Source organism: Aneurinibacillus sp. REN35, from assembly GCF_041379945.2.
Taxonomy (GTDB): domain Bacteria; phylum Bacillota; class Bacilli; order Aneurinibacillales; family Aneurinibacillaceae; genus Aneurinibacillus.
Genome location: NZ_JBFTXJ020000020.1, coordinates 13,544 through 30,871, shown reverse-complemented (window position 1 = coordinate 30,871; position 17,328 = coordinate 13,544). Strand labels below are relative to the sequence as shown.

Here is a 17,328-nt window from a genome sequence, read left to right as displayed (position 1 = left end):
ATCTTTACTCATGCAAAAGCCGAAGCTTTAGCAGGATGGGTACAAGCCTACGCCCCGCTTTTGTACTCTCCAAATCAGCGCGGCGCACCGTTCCGGATAGGAAAAGAGCAATCGCATACATGATAACCCCAGCTCCAACAGCAGCCAAGCTTACTCCGGTAGCATATAAGCGGGCAGAGGAGAAGATATCCGCCAAGCCGCGTTCTACGGCCGCTCTTGCAACAAATGCCGCAAGCCCCATCATCGTTACCGCCAGAAATGGCTTGAGGAAGAATTCCCCTAGACCAAACCTAGCACCTGTTAGATGCTTAACCGCATACAAGTTAAGCAGTGTAGAGATCATATAAGCACACACGGTTGCTACCGAGGCCCCAATAATTCCAAAGAACGGAATGAGCACTATATTTAATAGAAGCTTTACGATAACACCTATGAGCAGGTTTCGTACCGGAAGATTAACTTCTCCCATCCCCTGTAGGATTCCCGCAGAAGTAATTCCGAGCGTCGAAAAGATGGTAGTGAATGCAAGGACTGTTAGCGCTACTGTACCATTGGCGTTTTCATAGAGCATAACATTTACAGGACCTGCCACAATAGCCAGTCCGACCGACGCAGGCAGTCCAAACAAAAAGGTTAAACGCAGAGCAAGCTCTGTTCGATTGGTGATAAGCCGATGCTGATTCAAGGCCCTAGCCTCGGCAATAGCCGGGACAAGCGATAAGGACAGGGATGTCGCAAGGAAAGCCGCGAATTGCACTAAGGGCTGACCACGATCAAAAATCCCTTTCAATGCATAAGCCGACTCGGCATCATTGCCCCCTCGTATGAGCATACTCACAACTGTGAATGAGTCTGTTAGCTGCATAAGCGGCAGCACAAGCGATCCAAGACAGATCGGAATCGCGTAATAGAAAAGTTTCCGGGCAATGTCTGATATGGTCTCTTCTTTATATGATTGCCGCAAGCTTGCCTCATCCCATACCCGCTGCTGTACTTTCTGATTTCGCCGCCAGAAAAAAAGCATGACCACAAACGCGAAGCAAGCACCTGTAACAGCACCGAATACCGCGCCCGACCCGGCAAGGTAGACATCGCCTGTCGTTTTCATGAACCAATAAGAGAGAAAGATAATCGTGGCAACACGAACAAATTGTTCACTGATCTGTGATACAGCCGTCGGAACCATATTATGGTGTCCTTGAAAGTAGCCCCGCATAGCCGCCATGACCGGGACGATCAACAGAGCAAAAGATACGCTGCGAATCGGCATGGTCAGTCTCTCGTCCTTCATAAAGCCTGCAAGCACGGGTGCGCCGAACCAGAGAAGAAAAAAGAACAGAAAGCCGGTCAGCGTCAATACGCCCGCAGATACGCGAAAAATCTTACGTGCTCCGTATACGTCACCGACCGCCAGCTTCTCCGCTACAAACTTCGATATTGCAATCGGAAATCCGGCTGTTGCCAGAATGAGAAGAGCGCTGTACAACGGATACACCTGTGTATACACATAGTATCCAAGGTCGCCCGTAATATTCTGATACGGAATACGGTAGACGACCCCAAGCATTTTGGAGAGCAATGCCCCTGCCCCCAATATTGCAGCCCCTTTTAAAAAGGATGCTCCCTGATTCTTAGCCATAGATTTCCCTCTCTTTTCCCGGTAAATTCCTGCATCATTATATCATAAACACAGACAAGGCGGACCGAAAAGACATGTCCCCTTGAACTAGCTTATGCCCGGGATAAGACGAACTTTCCTACGCCAAAGAAAAAGCTCCCGGGCTCAATTGAATCACCGGAAGCTTTATCCTTGCTTGCTTATTGTTCCATTTGCTTCGCCAAAAATCCAGCCGCCGTCTCTACTAGCTTGACTTCAAGGTCGCCCATTTTGGCCTGATCTTCCTTGGTCAGCAAGATAACAGAACCGATGGGATCACCGCTTGCGATAATCGGGGCAATAACATAGGAAGCATAGTTCTCCTCGTTATCACGGATAATCTCGTACTCACCAGCAGTTGTCTGCAGAGAGGTCCGGCGTTCCTCCATCGTATTCTCCACGATCTCACCGATTGGCTTGTCCATAAATTCCTTCTTAGAAGCTCCAGAGACAGCGATGACAGTGTCACGATCACTAATGAGTGTAATATGATTCGTGCTCTCATACAGTGAATCGGCATATTCCTTAGCAAAGTCGCCCAACTCGCCGATTGGGGAATACTTCTTCAGAATGACTTCGCCATCGCGGTCCACGAAGATTTCAAGGGGGTCACCCTCACGGATGCGGAGCGTACGGCGAATCTCTTTCGGAATGACTACCCGTCCCAGATCGTCAATCCGGCGTACAATTCCAGTTGCTTTCATAATTCTTGATGCCTCGCTTTCCTGAAGTAATGAAATAACTGCAACTTATATTGGCTTGCTTGTAGTATTTATCTCCTTTAGGAAGAATATTCACCCGCACTTCCTTGTTCATAGAAAAAAGGGTCTGTACATACTTCAGTACAGAACCCTCTTCCCATCTTACTATCTACTGTCCGCTTGGCTTTTGCCCTTCCGGAGCCGGTACAGGCTGCTGTCCACCATCTGGAGTCGGTTGCGGAATTTGCTGTTGTTGTCCGCCCGGTTGTCCAGGTGCAGGCTGCTGAGGCTGTTCCTTCACCATATCAGCCGGAACTTTTTCTTCTTTAATAAGTTCTTTCACCTTGCTGTTTAAGAACTCGCCTTGCTTCTGCTGTGCCAGCATATCGCCAATGTCTTTCTTTACATCTTCATAGGACTGATCCGTACGTTTTTCGACACGCATAATATGATATCCGAATTCGGTCTCGATCGGATCACTAATTTTGTTTAGAGGCAGTGTCTTCGCTGCATTCTTATACTCTGCTGCAGTCTGCTCTAATGTGCTTCCGTCAGGCATTGGATATTGATACAATCCACCCGTTTCCTTGCTTCCTGGGTCGTCTGTATTTTCTGTTGCCAGCTTCGCAAAATCAGCTCCACCGCGTAACTTCTTCACCAACTCATCAGCTTTTTTCTTTGCTTCTGCTTTGGAGCGCTTCTCTGTGCCAATCAGGATGTGGCGCACATCTGTCTGCGTCAAATAACCTTCCTTTTTGGCCAGCTCATATTCTTTCTTCTTATCCTCTTCCTTAATGTCTTTGGAGAAATAAGCAATCATTTTCTCTTGATCAAGGAAGAAATCCTTCATCTCACCTTCCGTTACTTTACGGTCAGCATAGTACTGTGTAAGCTTCTCTTCCTGGCCTACCTGTTGTTTGACGAAGTTTTCATACTGCTTAAAGCCTTCATCGGCTTTTTTCTTCATCTCATCCGTCTCTTTCACCTGGTCGGTGATATGCTGCGTCATGACCATATAATGCAGCAGATAGGTCAGCGCTTCCTTGTTCCCTGACTCAACGGCTTGTGCCATGCTCGGCTCAATCGCTTTAATCACTTCCGTGTAGTTCTTGAATTGTGGTGCTGTAATTTCCTTACCGTCATCATACTTCGCGGCTATCGGTTCTTTCTGTCCACAGCCTGCAAGTAGAACAATGAGGGAAAGAAAGGCTACTAGTGCAAGTCGCCCATACTTCTTAATTGGCCACATCTGTTGCTTCCTCGCCTTCTCTTTTCTTTTTGAGTTCATCGAATTGAGTGAGGAAACTTTCAACAAGTTCAATGCTCTCCTCATGGGTCAATCCTTTTACCTTAATCCCGACGACAACTTGCTGCCCTTGACGTGAAGGTGTAATGCGTCTAAGAAGAGGACCCTTAACTTCATAAAGGTCACCCCAATCCACTTTAGCACCCTGATCTTCATGGAAAACCAATTGGATCATATCTGCTTTCTGGATCATCTCTACAATCCGATGCGCTCTTGCATATACGCGCAGACGCGATACAAGCAGGAGATTTTGCACGCTTTGCGGAATATCACCAAAACGGTCCATAAGCTCTTCCGTCAAATCCTCAATCTCTTCAAAAGAAGATACGGCAGCAAACTTCTTGTACATCTCAATCTTCTGCTTTCCATCCTGAATATAATCTGATGGAATAAACGCATCAATTGTCAGATTGATTTCTGGATGTACTTCTTCTTCCTTCTGCGGCTCGCCCTTCAGCTCTTCAATTGCATCCTTGAGCATTTGGCTGTACAGGTCAAAGCCGACCGATGCAATAAAGCCGTGCTGCTCCGCTCCCAGCAAGTTCCCTGCTCCACGAATCGACAGGTCGCGCATAGCAATCTTAAATCCAGAACCGAGTTCAGTGAATTCCTTAATTGCCTGCAGACGCTTCTCAGCTACTTCTGTTAATACTTTATCACGCTGATATGTGAAATACGCATACGCTATCCGATTGGAACGGCCGACACGTCCACGTAGCTGATAAAGCTGGGACAAGCCCATCCGATCCGCATTCGTTACAATAAGCGTGTTGACATTAGGGATATCTACGCCCGTCTCAATAATGGTCGTACTAACCAGGACATCCGCCTCTCCTTCAAGAAAGCTCAGCATTGCCGTCTCTAGCTCCGTCTCATTCATCTGACCATGTGCCACCGCTACGCGGGCTTCCGGCACAAGCATACGAATCTGATCAGCCATCTGGTCAATGCCTTGGACCTGGTTATAGAGGAAGTATACCTGACCTTCCCGTGCCAACTCACGCTCAATCGCTTCACGCACCAACCCGGCGCTGTACTCCATAACATATGTCTGGACCGGGAAGCGGTTTTCCGGCGGCGTCTCAATTACCGATAAATCTCGCACGCCAAGCATCGACATGTGCAGTGTACGCGGAATTGGCGTTGCTGTCAACGTTAGAACGTCTACATTTGTCTTTAGGCGTTTAAGCTTTTCTTTGTGCGTCACGCCAAAGCGTTGCTCTTCATCGACGATTAGCAAACCGAGGTCTTTAAATACCACATCCTTGGAGAGCAGGCGGTGCGTACCGATAACAACATCGACCGTGCCGTCTTTTACCCCTTTTAATGTTTGTGTCTGCTCCTTCCGCGTACGGAAGCGGCTAATTACAGAAATATTTACCGGATAGTCAGCAAATCTCTCACGGAATGTCTCATAATGCTGTTGGGCTAGAATCGTCGTCGGTACGAGCACGGCCACCTGCTTGCTGTCCATTATCGCTTTGAATGCCGCTCGGATTGCCACTTCTGTTTTTCCATATCCCACATCACCACATAACAGACGATCCATAGGCCGTCCCTGTTCCATGTCTTCTTTAATCTCTTGGATCGCCCGGAGTTGATCTTCTGTTTCCTCATATGGGAACATCGTCTCAAACTCTCGGATCTCTTCCCCGTCTTTACTGAAGGCATAACCCTTCGCTTGCTGACGTTCCGCATACAGCCGAATAAGATCCTGTGCAATATCCTGAACAGAGGCGCGCACCTTATTTTTGACTTTCTTCCAGTCCGTACCGCCAAGCTTATATACTTTTGGCTCTTTTTCTTCGCTTCCTACGTATTTCTGTACTTGATCGATCTGCTCAATCGGCACATACAGCTTGTCATTGCCGGCATACTTGATATGGAGATAATCCTTATGAATGCCATTAATTTCAAGCGTTTCAGCTCCAAGATACTTCCCAATTCCGTGGTTAACATGTACTACGTAATCGCCTACCTGAAGTTCCGTATAACTTTTAATGCGTTCGGCATTACTCAAATTCTTCCGTGTCTTCGTGGCTTTACGCTGTTTTTGCGTGAATACTTCACTCTCAGTCACCACAACCAGATGCTGAATCGGCATCTCGAAGCCGCCCTGTAGGTTACCAATCGTAATAACCGGACGAGCACTCGCAAGCGCCTTATCCGGAGAAAGGATAACATCAGCTTCAATCTCGTAATCGTGGAAGACCCGCTCAAGGCGGCGCGCACGCTCTTCATCAGCCGCACAGAAGACGACATTAGCATGTGATTTCTTCCATCGCTCCATCTCTGTCTTTAAGACATTCATCTGCCCATGAAAATTCTGCATCGCCTTGCAATTGAAATTCACGATGTTCTGTGGATTCGTCTTAGGCACCTGGCGTAAAAACAGAGATGTGTACAAAATCGGCCATCTCTTCGGCGCAATAATATCCTCTAATGAATGAGAAAGCTCGACATCCGGCAGGAATTCACCCTCCTGTACAAGCGCTGTCTTCCACTCCGCCTCATCCTTCTCAAGCTGCGAGGATGCTTCGACAATACGCGACGGCTCATCAACTACAACAAGCGGCTTTTCTTTCATATAATCTATTACTGAGTGCTGTGTTGAATATAGAAAAGAGATATATTTATAGATTCCGGTAAATGCATGACCTTGACGAAGCTGTTCAATCTCCCAGCCTACTTTCTCAACAATCAGCTCCTTAATGCTCGTTGCCTTAACCTTGGAGAGCGAACCGTTCATATGCTGCTCTAACTTATCAGCAGCTTGTATGAACACTTCTTTATCGCCGAATACTTCCCTCGTCGGACCAATTACAATCTCCTGCAAATTCTCGATGGAACGCTGATTTGAAATATCAAACGTACGGATGGAATCAACTTCTGTATCAAATAGCTCTATCCGTATCGGATGCGCCATATAGACAGGAAAAATATCAATAATTCCTCCACGAACGCTAATTTCTCCGCGCGTCTCTACCATTTCGACCCGTTCATAGCCGAGCGCTATCATTTTCTCAAGAAAATTCTGCAGCTCAATCTCTTCACCTGCATGAATGGTATACTGAGCGGCTCTCCACCGTTCCACCGGTACCACTGAGCGGCGAACACCAGCAAACGGAATGATCAATACCCCTCTTTTTCCTATAGAGAGCGCATTCAATACTTCAATACGCTGGCTCAGCGTCTCAGGACTCGAAATGGAGACTTCTGAGATCACCATCTCGTTAGCCGGATACAGCCATAATTCCTCTGCAGGTACTAATTGACTCATATCATCATACACTTTTTGAGCCTGAAACATGTTGTGCGTCACGATAACGAGAGGACGCTCCATTGTCTGATACAATGCGGCATAGAAGATCTGCCGAGCGGAATTACTTAATCCAGACACCAACTGCTCACTCAGCCCACGCGCGTAGCTTTCCACGACGGCCTCGAATTCATCGCCACGCTTGAATTTTTCTACCAGACCTTGCAATCGCTCCTCCTCCTCTCTTTGTGGGTGCATAAACAAATGCAAAAATAAGCCTTAGCAAAAAAGCCAAGGCTCTCTATGCGACTTTATTGTAAAGGATGCGTAAGTTCAGGGTGACGGTTTATAGCTTCACTGCAATATTCACATGTGACATGTGCCACCATATCCCCATTTGCTTCATAGCTAATTATATGTTCCCTCTCCTCACGGGTCAAGAAATGAAGTCCCAACCTTTGTTCCGTTGCATCGGGATGGTCAATTGCTCCGTGCTGTGTGCGGCAGTGCGGGCAAATATATCGTATGGCCATATGTACACCTCCCGGAAATGTATTATTCTCATATGTATTCTTTCCAGAAGGGAGGTGTGCCATACGAATCCTAATTAAATTGATTCATGACGCGCAAAAAAGAAATTTCTGTCCATGCTTTAGCTGCTTCAGCAGCGTGTTTCACCGCATCCTGCACATCCGCCAATTCTTCCGGCGGAAACGTAGTCAGCACATGGTCCACTACTTTATAACCTGGCGCAGGGCGCCCGATGCCAATTTTGATTCGTTTGAATTCTTCTGTGCCGAGATGGGCAATGAGTGACTTCATTCCATTATGCCCTCCAGAACTGCCTTTGGTACGCAGACGCACTTTACCGCAAGGCAGATCAAGGTCATCATAAATAACAAGCACATCCTCTTCTGGATCGAGCTTATAAAAGTTCAGCAGCGGCGCCACACACTCGCCGGACAAATTCATGTAGGTCATCGGCTTCACAAGGATGACTTTTTCTGTGCCGACTCTTCCTTCTCCGATCAATCCTTTGAATTTGCCTTGGGAGAGCGGGATATTCCACTCTTCGGCAAGGCGATCAACCGCCCAGAACCCGACATTATGCCGGGTCATCTCATATTGCTTACCCGGATTGCCCAGTCCTACAATTACTTTCATTCTATTCTCCCCTATTCTATATGTTGAAAAATACGCTGAAAAAGCGCAACCCAACGGTTACGCTTTTAAAAAACAATCATCTTGCAGTATGTGCTACTCTTTATCAGGCACAGCATCTCCGGAGCTATCCTCCGTATCCGCCTCATCCTCAGCAACCGCTTCCGCCTCAGCTTCCTCTGCGTTTGGCTCTTCTTCAGTTGGCTCAGCCTGCGGCGGCACAATTGTAAGGACGACCGATTCAGGATTATCAAGCACGTCAATACCTTTCGGCACGGTAAGATCAGCGACCGTTACCGTATCACCGACAGTTAATTTCTCAATATTATAAGGTATGCTATCCGGAATGTCGCCTGGCAGACAGCTAATGCTCAGCTCACGCATCGTTTGCTGAAGCACGCCTCCGTCCTTCACACCTTCCGACTCGCCTTCAAGCACGATAAATACACTTGTATCCGTCTTTTCGTTCATATTTACCGTACCAAAGTCCAGATGCAAAACCTTATTTTTAAGCGGATCACTCTGTAAATCCCTGATCATGACGTTTACAGGCTTTCCATCCACTTTTAGCTTAATTACATGATTCAAACCCTGCTGGTTTACCAGCTGAAGAAAGGGTCCCTCCTCAATGGCGAGCGATTGGCTTTCCATATCGTTGCCGTATATAACAGCGGGAATCTTTCCTTGATTTCGCAGCTGATTCAATGCGGAACGAGGTCCTACCTGTCGTTTTTCTGCTTGTAATTCCATTGCCATATTATATTCCCCTCCTACTGTAAGGTTCGTAGCAATATCATTACTTACTTTACCCAATCCAGCGAAGAGTCAATCATAAACAAAGCGAAATTAGTCAAACAGCTTGCTAACAGACAGTTCTTCGTGTACGCGAATAATCGCTTCCCCGATGATTGGCGCTACAGACAGCGCCTGAATTTTTTCGCTCTGCTTCTCAGGCCCGAGCGGAATCGTATTCGTAACAATCAGTTCTTTAATGCTGGAATTCTCGATGCGCTCAATCGCAGGTCCAGACAGAACCGGATGCGTGCAGCAAGCATATACCGCTTTCGCTCCCGCTTCCATCAGCGCATTCGCCGCAAGCGTAATAGTACCAGCCGTGTCGATAATATCATCAATAATAATCGCAGTACGGCCTTCAATATTGCCAACAATGTTCATGACTTCGGCTACATTAGGCTCCGGACGACGCTTATCGATAATTGCAATCGGCGCTTCTAGACGCTCGGCCAATTTTCTTGCGCGCGTTACGCCACCATGGTCTGGCGATACAACAACGACATCTTCGAGATTTTTGTCAGCAAAATGCTTACCAAGAATCGGCACACCCAGCAGATGATCCACTGGAATATCAAAAAACCCTTGAATTTGCGTAGCATGGAGGTCCATAGTAATCACACGGTGTGCTCCGGCTGTTTCAATCAGATTTGCAACTAGCTTTGCGGTAATCGGATCCCGCGCCCGCGCCTTGCGGTCTTGACGAGCATATCCATAATACGGAATAACCACATTGATGCTCTTAGCAGAGGCGCGCTTAAGCGCATCCACCATAACCAATAACTCCATTAAGTGCTCGTTAACAGGGGCGCTGGTGGATTGAATAATGAATACATCCGCACCGCGCACGCTTTCGTTCAATTTGATCTGAACTTCTCCATCACTGAAATGAACAACCTGTGCATTGCCCATTGGAAGTCCGATATGATCTACGATTTCTTTTGCCAAAGCCGGATTTGCATTACAAGTAAAAACTTTTAATTTCGGGTCGCGATAATTCGCCATGACTGCTGTTAAACCTCCATACCTTTCATATCTTGTTTACTTCTTTATAATTTTTTTCGCGTAATCTTCCTTATTCGTCTGACGCTCACGCGCAATGGCCAGCGCGCCATCCGGCACATTATCCGTTATTGTAGAGCCCGCCGCTACGTACGCGCCTTCTCCAACGGTTACAGGTGCTACAAGATTCGCGTTACAACCTACGAAAGAATGATCCTTAATGATTGTCTTGTGCTTATTCACACCATCGTAATTTACCGTTACTGTACCGCAGCCAACGTTTACGTCAGCGCCTACTTCGGCATCACCAAGATATGTAAGGTGGGATACCTTGCTGCCTTTACCAAGCGACGTATTCTTAAGTTCTACGAAATCACCTACTTTTGCCCCTTCGCCCACATGAGAATTCGGACGAATGTAAGCAAATGGCCCGACCGTAGCGTCACTATCAATCCGACTATCCGTTACTACCGATTGCTTGATCTCTACACGGTCTCCAATTTGGCAGTTTGTGATCTGTGTATTCGGACCAATGATACAGTCTTCTCCAATGACCGTGCCTGCACCGATCAACGAACCCGGATAAATAACAGAATCACGCCCGATTGTCACATTGGTTTCAATGTACGTGTTCGATGGATCGATAATGGTTACGCCTTCTTTCATATGCTGTGTAAGAATGCGTTCTCTCATCATCACTTCTGCCTTGGCAAGCGCTACCCGGTCATTGACACCAATTGTAACCTCTTCGGTAATGGATGCTTCGATTCTCTCCCCTTCACCTTTGAGAATTTCAATGATGTCGGTAAGATAATATTCGCCCTGCGCATTGTTATTTCCGACCTTTTCAAGCGCAGCAAAGAGCTTTTCATTATCGAAACAATATGTACCGGTATTGATTTCTTGTACCTGCTGCTCTTCTTCATTCGCATCCTTCTGCTCTACGATGCGCTCAACTCCACCGTCCACACCGCGAATGATGCGGCCGTATCCGGTTGGATTCTCCATAATCCGGGTAAGAATCGTGCCTGCAGCTTGATTTTTCTCATGATGGGCCACCAGTGCTTCTAACGTTTCGGCACTAATGAGAGGCTCATCACCGGATAGAACAAGCGTCGTTCCTTTTTTCTCTTTTAACAGCGGAGCCACTTGCATAACAGCATGGGCTGTTCCTAGCTGTTCTTCCTGCATCGCATATTCAATTTCGCTGCCGAGTTGTTCTCTTACCTTGTCTGCTCCATGGCCGACAACGACAACGATCCGATCTGCACGCAATTCGTTCAGGCTATCTACAACATGCTGAACCATCGGTTTACCGCAAACGGGATGCAGTACTTTATATAGCTTCGATTTCATTCGTGTTCCTTGGCCAGCAGCCAATACAACCGCAAATTTATCTGACATGGTAACCTCCCATTTCGATAAGTTCCACAATGACTATATCTTAATTACCTTTCTATTTCAAGATAAGTAAGAAAAGAGATGAAAAAATGACCCATCCTTTTTTTGCAAAAAGAAAAGAGGCCTATGCTTACTAGGCCCCTTTGACTTACTGCAACTGAAATTAAGCTCCCTCTTCTACCAATTCTTCTGTAATTTCTGTTTCTCCTACTCGTTCATATTCAGCCAATACGGCGGCCTGAATCTTTTCGCGGGTAGACGAAGAGATCGGATGCGCAATATCGCGGAATTCCCCTTCCGGAGTACGCTTGCTCGGCATTGCTACAAACATGCCATTGTTTCCGTCGATGACACGGATGTCGTGCACCACGAATTCATTGTCAATCGTAATCGAGCAAATCGCTTTCATACGACCATCAGTGTTTACACGGCGGAGTCTTACGTCTGTTACTTCCATGTCTGGTCACCACCTTTTTCCAATTATCTGAAGCTTGATAACTGTAATTCAACAAAGGTGGAAAAAAATCCTTCTTCTATTTGAAAAAATTTTTAGCTTTTTCTTAATTTTGGTACTTTACCCTATTGACATATTAATAACTTTACAGAGCAGCAACCAATTCAATTTCTAAAGATACGTCTTTTGGAAGGCGCGCCACTTCTACAAGAGAACGTGCCGGACGATGATCACCAAAATACTCCGCATAGATGTCGTTGATTGTACCGAAGTCGTTTATATCTTTTACGAAAACTGTTACCTTCACTACATTGTTCAGCCCGCAGCCCGCAGCCGCCAGCACTGCCTTCAGGTTAGCAAATACCTGGTGCGTCTGCGCCACAATATCTCCTGTTACAAGCTCGCCTTCCGCTGTAAGCGGAATCTGTCCGGAAGTATAGAGGAGATTGCCCACTTTAATTGCTTGCGAGTATGGTCCAATAGCGGCCGGTGCTTGTGTAGTAGCGATCTGTTCCAACATAGATACCTCCCCGATTTTTATTATTTTTTAAAATAATTACCCAGTTCAATACGTACTTCTTTATCCCGTACATCCACTTCCGTTACGCGAAGCAGGGATACGTATTCTTCAACGAGACGCTCTTCTACGTTGGCCGTCTCCATAAACACACCCACGCCGACGACTTCTGCCTTGAATTCTTCAAGCAGGTCCATCATGCCGCGCGCTGTGCCGCCCGCCTTCATAAAATCATCAATAATAAGCACTTTAGAATTCTCCGGCAGGCTGCGACGAGCCAGTGACATCGTCTGGATTCGCTTGCTTGAACCAGATACATAGTTAATGCTTACGACCGAGCCGTCCGTTACTTTGCTATAACGGCGAACGATGATAACGGGAACATTCAAATAGTATGCGGTAGCATACGCTAACGGAATGCCTTTGGTCTCTACCGTCATAACATAGTCTGCTTCCGATTCGGCAAATACAGTAGCGAATACTTTTCCGATCTCTGAGAGCGATTCTGGGTCACCAAGCAAATCGGCCATATAAAGATAGCCACCCGGCAGCAGACGATCCGAGCTCCCTAACGTATGACATAGGCGTTCTACGTTCGCCCGCGCTTCTTCTGCGTGCATTAAAGGAATATATTTTACGCCTCCTGCCGCACCTGCTACCGTTCTCAGCAGACCAACACCTTCTGATTCAAACAACTCTTTAATGATAGATAAATCCTCACTGATGGATGATTTAGCTGCTCCATATTGTTCCGCAAAAAATGTAAGCGGAATGAGCTTATGCGGGCGCGCAAGCAGATGCTGTGTCATATCTACAAGTCGCGCACTTCTCCGTAACTTTTTCATGTGCGTTCCTCCGTATTAAAAACCGAATATTATGAAGTGAATATACCACTTATGTACGGATTTACGCAAGTATTACCGATTATTTTCCCCAAGAATACGAACGGCATATACTTCCTTGCAGAAACCGCGCAGTCCATTATACACCCGATTCATTCGTGATTCCCGATCCGTTAGGGCAAATACGGTAGGCCCGCTGCCGGACATAAGCACACCGTCCGCCCCAAAGCGAAGCATGCGCTCCTTAATCTGACGAACTTGGGGATGCGCTGCAAGCGTCACCGATTCAAGATGATTGCCCAAGGCATTGCAGACCCCAGAAAAATCACCACGGCGAATCGCTTCGATCATCTGGGCTGATTTCCGTCCGTCCTCTAGTTCATCCACACGCAATGCGCCATACACATCACCTGTCGACACCCCGATAGGCGGCTTTGCTAAGATGACCCAGCAAGGAGGAGGCGTAGGAAGTCTCTCGATTCTCTCTCCCCGTCCGCGTGCCAGTGCTGTTCCTCCATACACACAGAATGAAACATCAGAACCGACTTGCGATCCAAGCGCCGCCATCTCCTCTACAGTCATTCCTAGCTGCCACAGCGTATTCAATCCTTTAATTGTGGCCGCTGCATCACTGCTTCCCCCAGCAAGTCCTGCCGCAATCGGTATCTGCTTATCAATATGAATATGTACGCCGCGCTGAATACCGAAGCGTTCCTTGATAAGGCGAGCCGCCTGATATACATGGTTTCTTTCATCAAGCGGAAGATAGCTTACCGTACAGTCAAGCGTAATCTTGTCTTCTTCTAACGAATGGATGGTTAACCGATCGGCCAAATCAATGGTTGTCATAACCATCTCAATCTCATGATATCCATCCGGTCTTTTGGCCAATACGTCTAACGTTAAGTTGATTTTTGCCGGAGCCTTGATCATAAGGCAAGCTTCGTTCACCAATTCCTTCTTCCCTTCCATTTTATGCTTTGCTTATTTTAGCATTAATTTTATAGAAAATGAAGGAGCAGCCCCAGAGGCAAAGCAGAACACAACAAAAGGCCAGGCAATCTGCCTGGCCCTTACCGGGAAAACATTACTTGGTGGGATTCTGATTTGCAAGCGCCTCTTCAGCCAGCTGAATGGCCCGCTTCACCATGTTTCCTGCATCGCGGGTAGTAATACCGCCCCAGCCCTCACGCTGCACGGTCTCATAAAACCCAAGGTCCTTCGCTAACTCATACTTAAGCTGCTCTGACATAATACTTCTTCTGCGTGCCATATATACAGCCCCCTTTATTCTTCCCGTACGCATAGTATGTGTAAAAGAGGCAAAATAAAAACAGCAGGATAAAGTATCCTACTGTTGCTCAAGGGCGATGCGAATATGTTCATCTTCGCGGCAAATTGTAAGTTCTACTGTCTCTGTAAGCACATCTGCATAGCTGTACGAAACGCGCTCGAAGGAATGCTTGTCCTCATCGAGCTTCACAATAAATACAGACGGGTACGTTTCTTCTAGAACTCCCGTCCTTTCTACGGTCTTGCGACGGCCACCGTTCGCTCGAAGTAAAATTCGCTCGCCGATATGCCCATCCAGATTACGTTTTATATCGTGTAACGTATTTCTCGCCATTCAGACCACCTCACTATATGTAAGTATACCACCACTTTTATAGTATGTCAAATAAATCAATTATTATAGCAATAATTAATGAATCACGTCAACATTTTTTTCCGGGAAAAGGTATATAAGTCTGAAAAATCAAAAATTAAGAAAAAAGTCAGGAGTTCTCTAGCCATTTATATGGCAAGCCAGTCTTTTTTCATAAAAAATGGGGAAGACTGGCGATTGCCCGGTTATTCATAACACATCAACGTCACGGCTTTGGAATACCGAAACGAAAGCAGCCTTTCGTCTCCAGCCCCCCTACACCTTCGATTCCAGTAATCGTGTTTTTTACCATCTCGAATACATTCACTGATTGTTGAATGGAAGTATATGCTACCTTCTCAGCTATGTAGACAGGATCTAAGGTATGAATGTTAATGCGCTTTGGCGAACTGGCAAAATTCGCTCCCGCTCCCAGTATCGCTTCAAAATGGGATTGACATGCCCCGGCGAAAATGACAAGGCTGTCTTTACTTTGTTGAAACGTCCGCGCCCTCTCCACCGCCCGAACGAAATACTTAGAGTGCCGATAGCTGTTTATGTCATCCGCTGGGCCGCGCTTGCTCTGCAGCGCATCATGCCCCGTCAATACAAGAATGTCTGGATTATGCTTCTCTAATAGGGGTAGCAGTTGCTCAGGAAATTCCGTTTCCGGGAAATGATATCCGAATGCAGGCACTTTAAGTTCTTTGTAGACAGCCAGACACTTCTTTAAATAATTGCGGTCTCCGTCCAAATGAAGAACTTTACCGGGCCAATCAAATGATCCGCCCATATCCTTTGTATGATTAACCTGGCGCCATGCATTCCTCTCGCGAGCCGAACGCCGTTCTTGTTCAATAAGCTTCATAGCCTCAAGATGCTTCTGCTCACAAGCCTCCCGCAGCTTCCGCATCTCATCTTCATTTACTTTAACGAGGTCCGCAAGCGGTGCATCCGCTAGCAGCCGGTAATCAAGGCCAATCAATATGGCAATTTTATCTTCTTTATTAATATCGATAATCTGAAACAACATATCATATCCGTGCGACTTCCGGGTAACAATGTCACCGACCACGAATTTTGGATTCATAAACACAAAAAAGCCCCCTCTCCCTGACATCGTATGCGTGCCTAAAAGAAGGGGTTCTGCCTATATGGAAGTACGATAAATAAGATTGCTTAACCGAGCAAATTCTTCAAGTGAGAGCGTCTCTCCGCGTCTCGTCGGATCAATACCTGCTTCCTCAAGAATACGCAGCATCTCTTCCTTGCGCTCCTTGCTGAACAGGTTATTCATAAGGTTGTTAGATAATGTTTTGCGTCGTTGGGCAAAGCTGGCTTTAACAACCCGATAAAACATAGCTTCATTGTCCACATCCACAGCAGGAGTATTGCGAATGCGCAACCGCAGAACGGCAGAATCGACGTTCGGCTGTGGAATAAATACACTGTGCGGCACAATCGTGACGACCTCCGCTTCCGCATAAAACTGTGCCAAGACACTTAATGCGCCGTATTCCTTCCCTCCAGGCCCTGCTGCAATACGTTCCGCCACTTCCTTCTGGATCATGACGACAATATTTTCAAGCGGCAGGCGCTCCTCTAAGAGCTTCATCAAAATGGCACTGGTCACATAATACGGGAGGTTGGCTACGACACTAACGTCTTTGTATGCGGAGAATTTGTCACGAATCAACGAAGTCAAATCCATCTCCAGCACGTCGCCATGAACAACTTCCGTATGCGGATACGGCGAGAGCGTGTCCGCAAGAATCGGCAACAGGCGCTGGTCAATCTCAATGGCTACCACTTTGCCTGCCCTCCGGGACAACTGTTCCGTTAAGGCGCCAATACCCGGTCCGATTTCGATGGCTCCTTTTTCTTTGCTTAACTCGGCTGCCTCAACGATTTTGCCAAGAATATTAAGATCGATTAAAAAATTTTGTCCGAGACTTTTCTTAAAAGAAAATCCATACTTTTTCAGAATTTCCCTTGTTCTTGTCGGTGTCGCAATATCGCGCATTGTCATCTTGATTCCTCCTGCGAAAGAACCCAGGCAAGCGCCTCGGCGAATTCTTCACGCGTAATCTGCAGCATCAACAGCCGCTTATGCAATTGCTGCGCATTAGCATACCCAATGCCCAGCTTCTCACCCAGCATCGTGCGGCGTCCTTTGGCCTGTGCACCGCCAACCAGACCTGCATCAATCATATCCGACATCGTAATCAGTTCTGCAGGCGCTTCAGCTTCTGTACGGACATCAGCGAGCGCTTTACAAATCACATCAGGCGTTGCATATTCAACACCCAGATTGCGCTTCCCCTGACCCTCAGCTTTCTTGATGAATGCATGCTTACAGCCCGGCACAGCCTGACTAATAATCTTGCGAATGCGTTCACCTTGATAATCAGGGTCTGTAAATATGATCACGCCGCGCTTTTGTTGCGCTCGTCGAATACGGTCAATGACCCACTTAGGAATCGCAGAACCGCCTGTCTCAATCGTATCGGCACGTACCGCACGTTGGATCGCTACGGTATCGGATTTACCCTCTACCACGATAATCTCTTTAATCATCACGTTTGTTTCCT

General features: G+C 46.8%; 18 protein-coding genes. All 18 read right to left on the bottom strand.

What is annotated here, in order from left to right:
* Nucleotides 1–4: 4 nt before the first annotated feature.
* The 18 genes from AB3351_RS22220 to rnmV all read right to left on the bottom strand — a co-directional run bounded on the left by AB3351_RS22220 (nt 5) and on the right by rnmV (nt 17,314).
* Nucleotides 5–1,639 (bottom strand): putative polysaccharide biosynthesis protein, encoded by a 1,635-nt coding sequence (locus AB3351_RS22220; RefSeq protein ID WP_371149305.1) that lies wholly within the window; start codon nt 1,637–1,639, stop codon nt 5–7.
* A 179-nt stretch (nt 1,640–1,818) separates the two neighbouring features.
* A complete protein-coding gene (gene spoVT, locus AB3351_RS22215; RefSeq protein ID WP_371149304.1) occupies nt 1,819–2,361 on the bottom strand; it encodes a stage V sporulation protein T in 543 nt (180 codons plus the stop codon).
* Nucleotides 2,362–2,527: 166 nt separating this feature from the next.
* Complete coding sequence (locus AB3351_RS22210; RefSeq protein WP_371149303.1) at nt 2,528–3,607, bottom strand: peptidylprolyl isomerase; 1,080 nt, start codon at nt 3,605–3,607, stop codon at nt 2,528–2,530.
* Entirely contained in the window at nt 3,594–7,151 is a 3,558-nt protein-coding gene (gene mfd / locus AB3351_RS22205; RefSeq protein ID WP_371149302.1) for a transcription-repair coupling factor, read from the bottom strand. The genes AB3351_RS22210 and mfd overlap by 14 nt, the downstream gene beginning before the upstream one ends.
* Nucleotides 7,152–7,234: 83 nt before the next feature.
* Complete coding sequence (locus tag AB3351_RS22200) at nt 7,235–7,456, bottom strand: anti-sigma-F factor Fin (RefSeq protein WP_371149301.1); 222 nt, start codon at nt 7,454–7,456, stop codon at nt 7,235–7,237.
* A 70-nt stretch (nt 7,457–7,526) separates the two neighbouring features.
* On the bottom strand, nt 7,527–8,087 hold the full coding sequence (pth, locus tag AB3351_RS22195) for an aminoacyl-tRNA hydrolase (RefSeq protein WP_371149300.1): 561 nt from the start codon (nt 8,085–8,087) through the stop codon (nt 7,527–7,529).
* 93 nt (nt 8,088–8,180) lie between these two features.
* The gene (locus tag AB3351_RS22190) at nt 8,181–8,840 is read right to left on the bottom strand and encodes a 50S ribosomal protein L25/general stress protein Ctc (protein WP_371149299.1); all 660 of its coding nucleotides are present in this window, start codon (nt 8,838–8,840) and stop codon (nt 8,181–8,183) included.
* A 90-nt stretch (nt 8,841–8,930) separates the two neighbouring features.
* Entirely contained in the window at nt 8,931–9,881 is a 951-nt protein-coding gene (locus AB3351_RS22185) for a ribose-phosphate diphosphokinase (RefSeq protein ID WP_371149298.1), read from the bottom strand.
* A 36-nt stretch (nt 9,882–9,917) separates the two neighbouring features.
* Nucleotides 9,918–11,282 (bottom strand): bifunctional UDP-N-acetylglucosamine diphosphorylase/glucosamine-1-phosphate N-acetyltransferase GlmU, encoded by a 1,365-nt coding sequence (gene glmU / locus AB3351_RS22180; RefSeq protein ID WP_371149297.1) that lies wholly within the window; start codon nt 11,280–11,282, stop codon nt 9,918–9,920.
* Between the two features lie 160 nt (nt 11,283–11,442).
* On the bottom strand, nt 11,443–11,736 hold the full coding sequence (gene spoVG, locus AB3351_RS22175) for a septation regulator SpoVG (RefSeq protein WP_206248884.1): 294 nt from the start codon (nt 11,734–11,736) through the stop codon (nt 11,443–11,445).
* A 142-nt stretch (nt 11,737–11,878) separates the two neighbouring features.
* Nucleotides 11,879–12,253, bottom strand: coding sequence for a RidA family protein (locus AB3351_RS22170; protein WP_371149296.1), 375 nt, complete (start codon nt 12,251–12,253; stop codon nt 11,879–11,881).
* 20 nt (nt 12,254–12,273) lie between these two features.
* Complete coding sequence (gene purR / locus AB3351_RS22165; RefSeq protein ID WP_371149295.1) at nt 12,274–13,095, bottom strand: pur operon repressor; 822 nt, start codon at nt 13,093–13,095, stop codon at nt 12,274–12,276.
* A gap of 72 nt (nt 13,096–13,167) precedes the next feature.
* Nucleotides 13,168–14,043: a 4-(cytidine 5'-diphospho)-2-C-methyl-D-erythritol kinase gene (gene ispE / locus AB3351_RS22160; RefSeq protein WP_458306044.1), complete on the bottom strand. Its 876-nt coding sequence runs from the start codon at nt 14,041–14,043 to the stop codon at nt 13,168–13,170.
* A 136-nt stretch (nt 14,044–14,179) separates the two neighbouring features.
* Nucleotides 14,180–14,365 (bottom strand): small, acid-soluble spore protein, alpha/beta type, encoded by a 186-nt coding sequence (locus AB3351_RS22155; RefSeq protein WP_371149294.1) that lies wholly within the window; start codon nt 14,363–14,365, stop codon nt 14,180–14,182.
* A 78-nt stretch (nt 14,366–14,443) separates the two neighbouring features.
* Nucleotides 14,444–14,719: a biofilm formation stimulator Veg gene (veg, locus tag AB3351_RS22150; protein WP_371149293.1), complete on the bottom strand. Its 276-nt coding sequence runs from the start codon at nt 14,717–14,719 to the stop codon at nt 14,444–14,446.
* Between the two features lie 244 nt (nt 14,720–14,963).
* Nucleotides 14,964–15,827, bottom strand: a complete 864-nt coding sequence (gene yabG, locus AB3351_RS22145; protein ID WP_371149331.1) for a sporulation peptidase YabG — start codon at nt 15,825–15,827, stop codon at nt 14,964–14,966.
* A gap of 60 nt (nt 15,828–15,887) precedes the next feature.
* Entirely contained in the window at nt 15,888–16,766 is an 879-nt protein-coding gene (gene rsmA, locus AB3351_RS22140; RefSeq protein ID WP_371149292.1) for a 16S rRNA (adenine(1518)-N(6)/adenine(1519)-N(6))-dimethyltransferase RsmA, read from the bottom strand.
* Nucleotides 16,763–17,314 (bottom strand): ribonuclease M5, encoded by a 552-nt coding sequence (rnmV, locus tag AB3351_RS22135; protein ID WP_371149330.1) that lies wholly within the window; start codon nt 17,312–17,314, stop codon nt 16,763–16,765. Before rnmV ends, rsmA begins: the two co-directional genes overlap by 4 nt.
* Between the last annotated feature and the right edge of the window lie 14 nt (nt 17,315–17,328).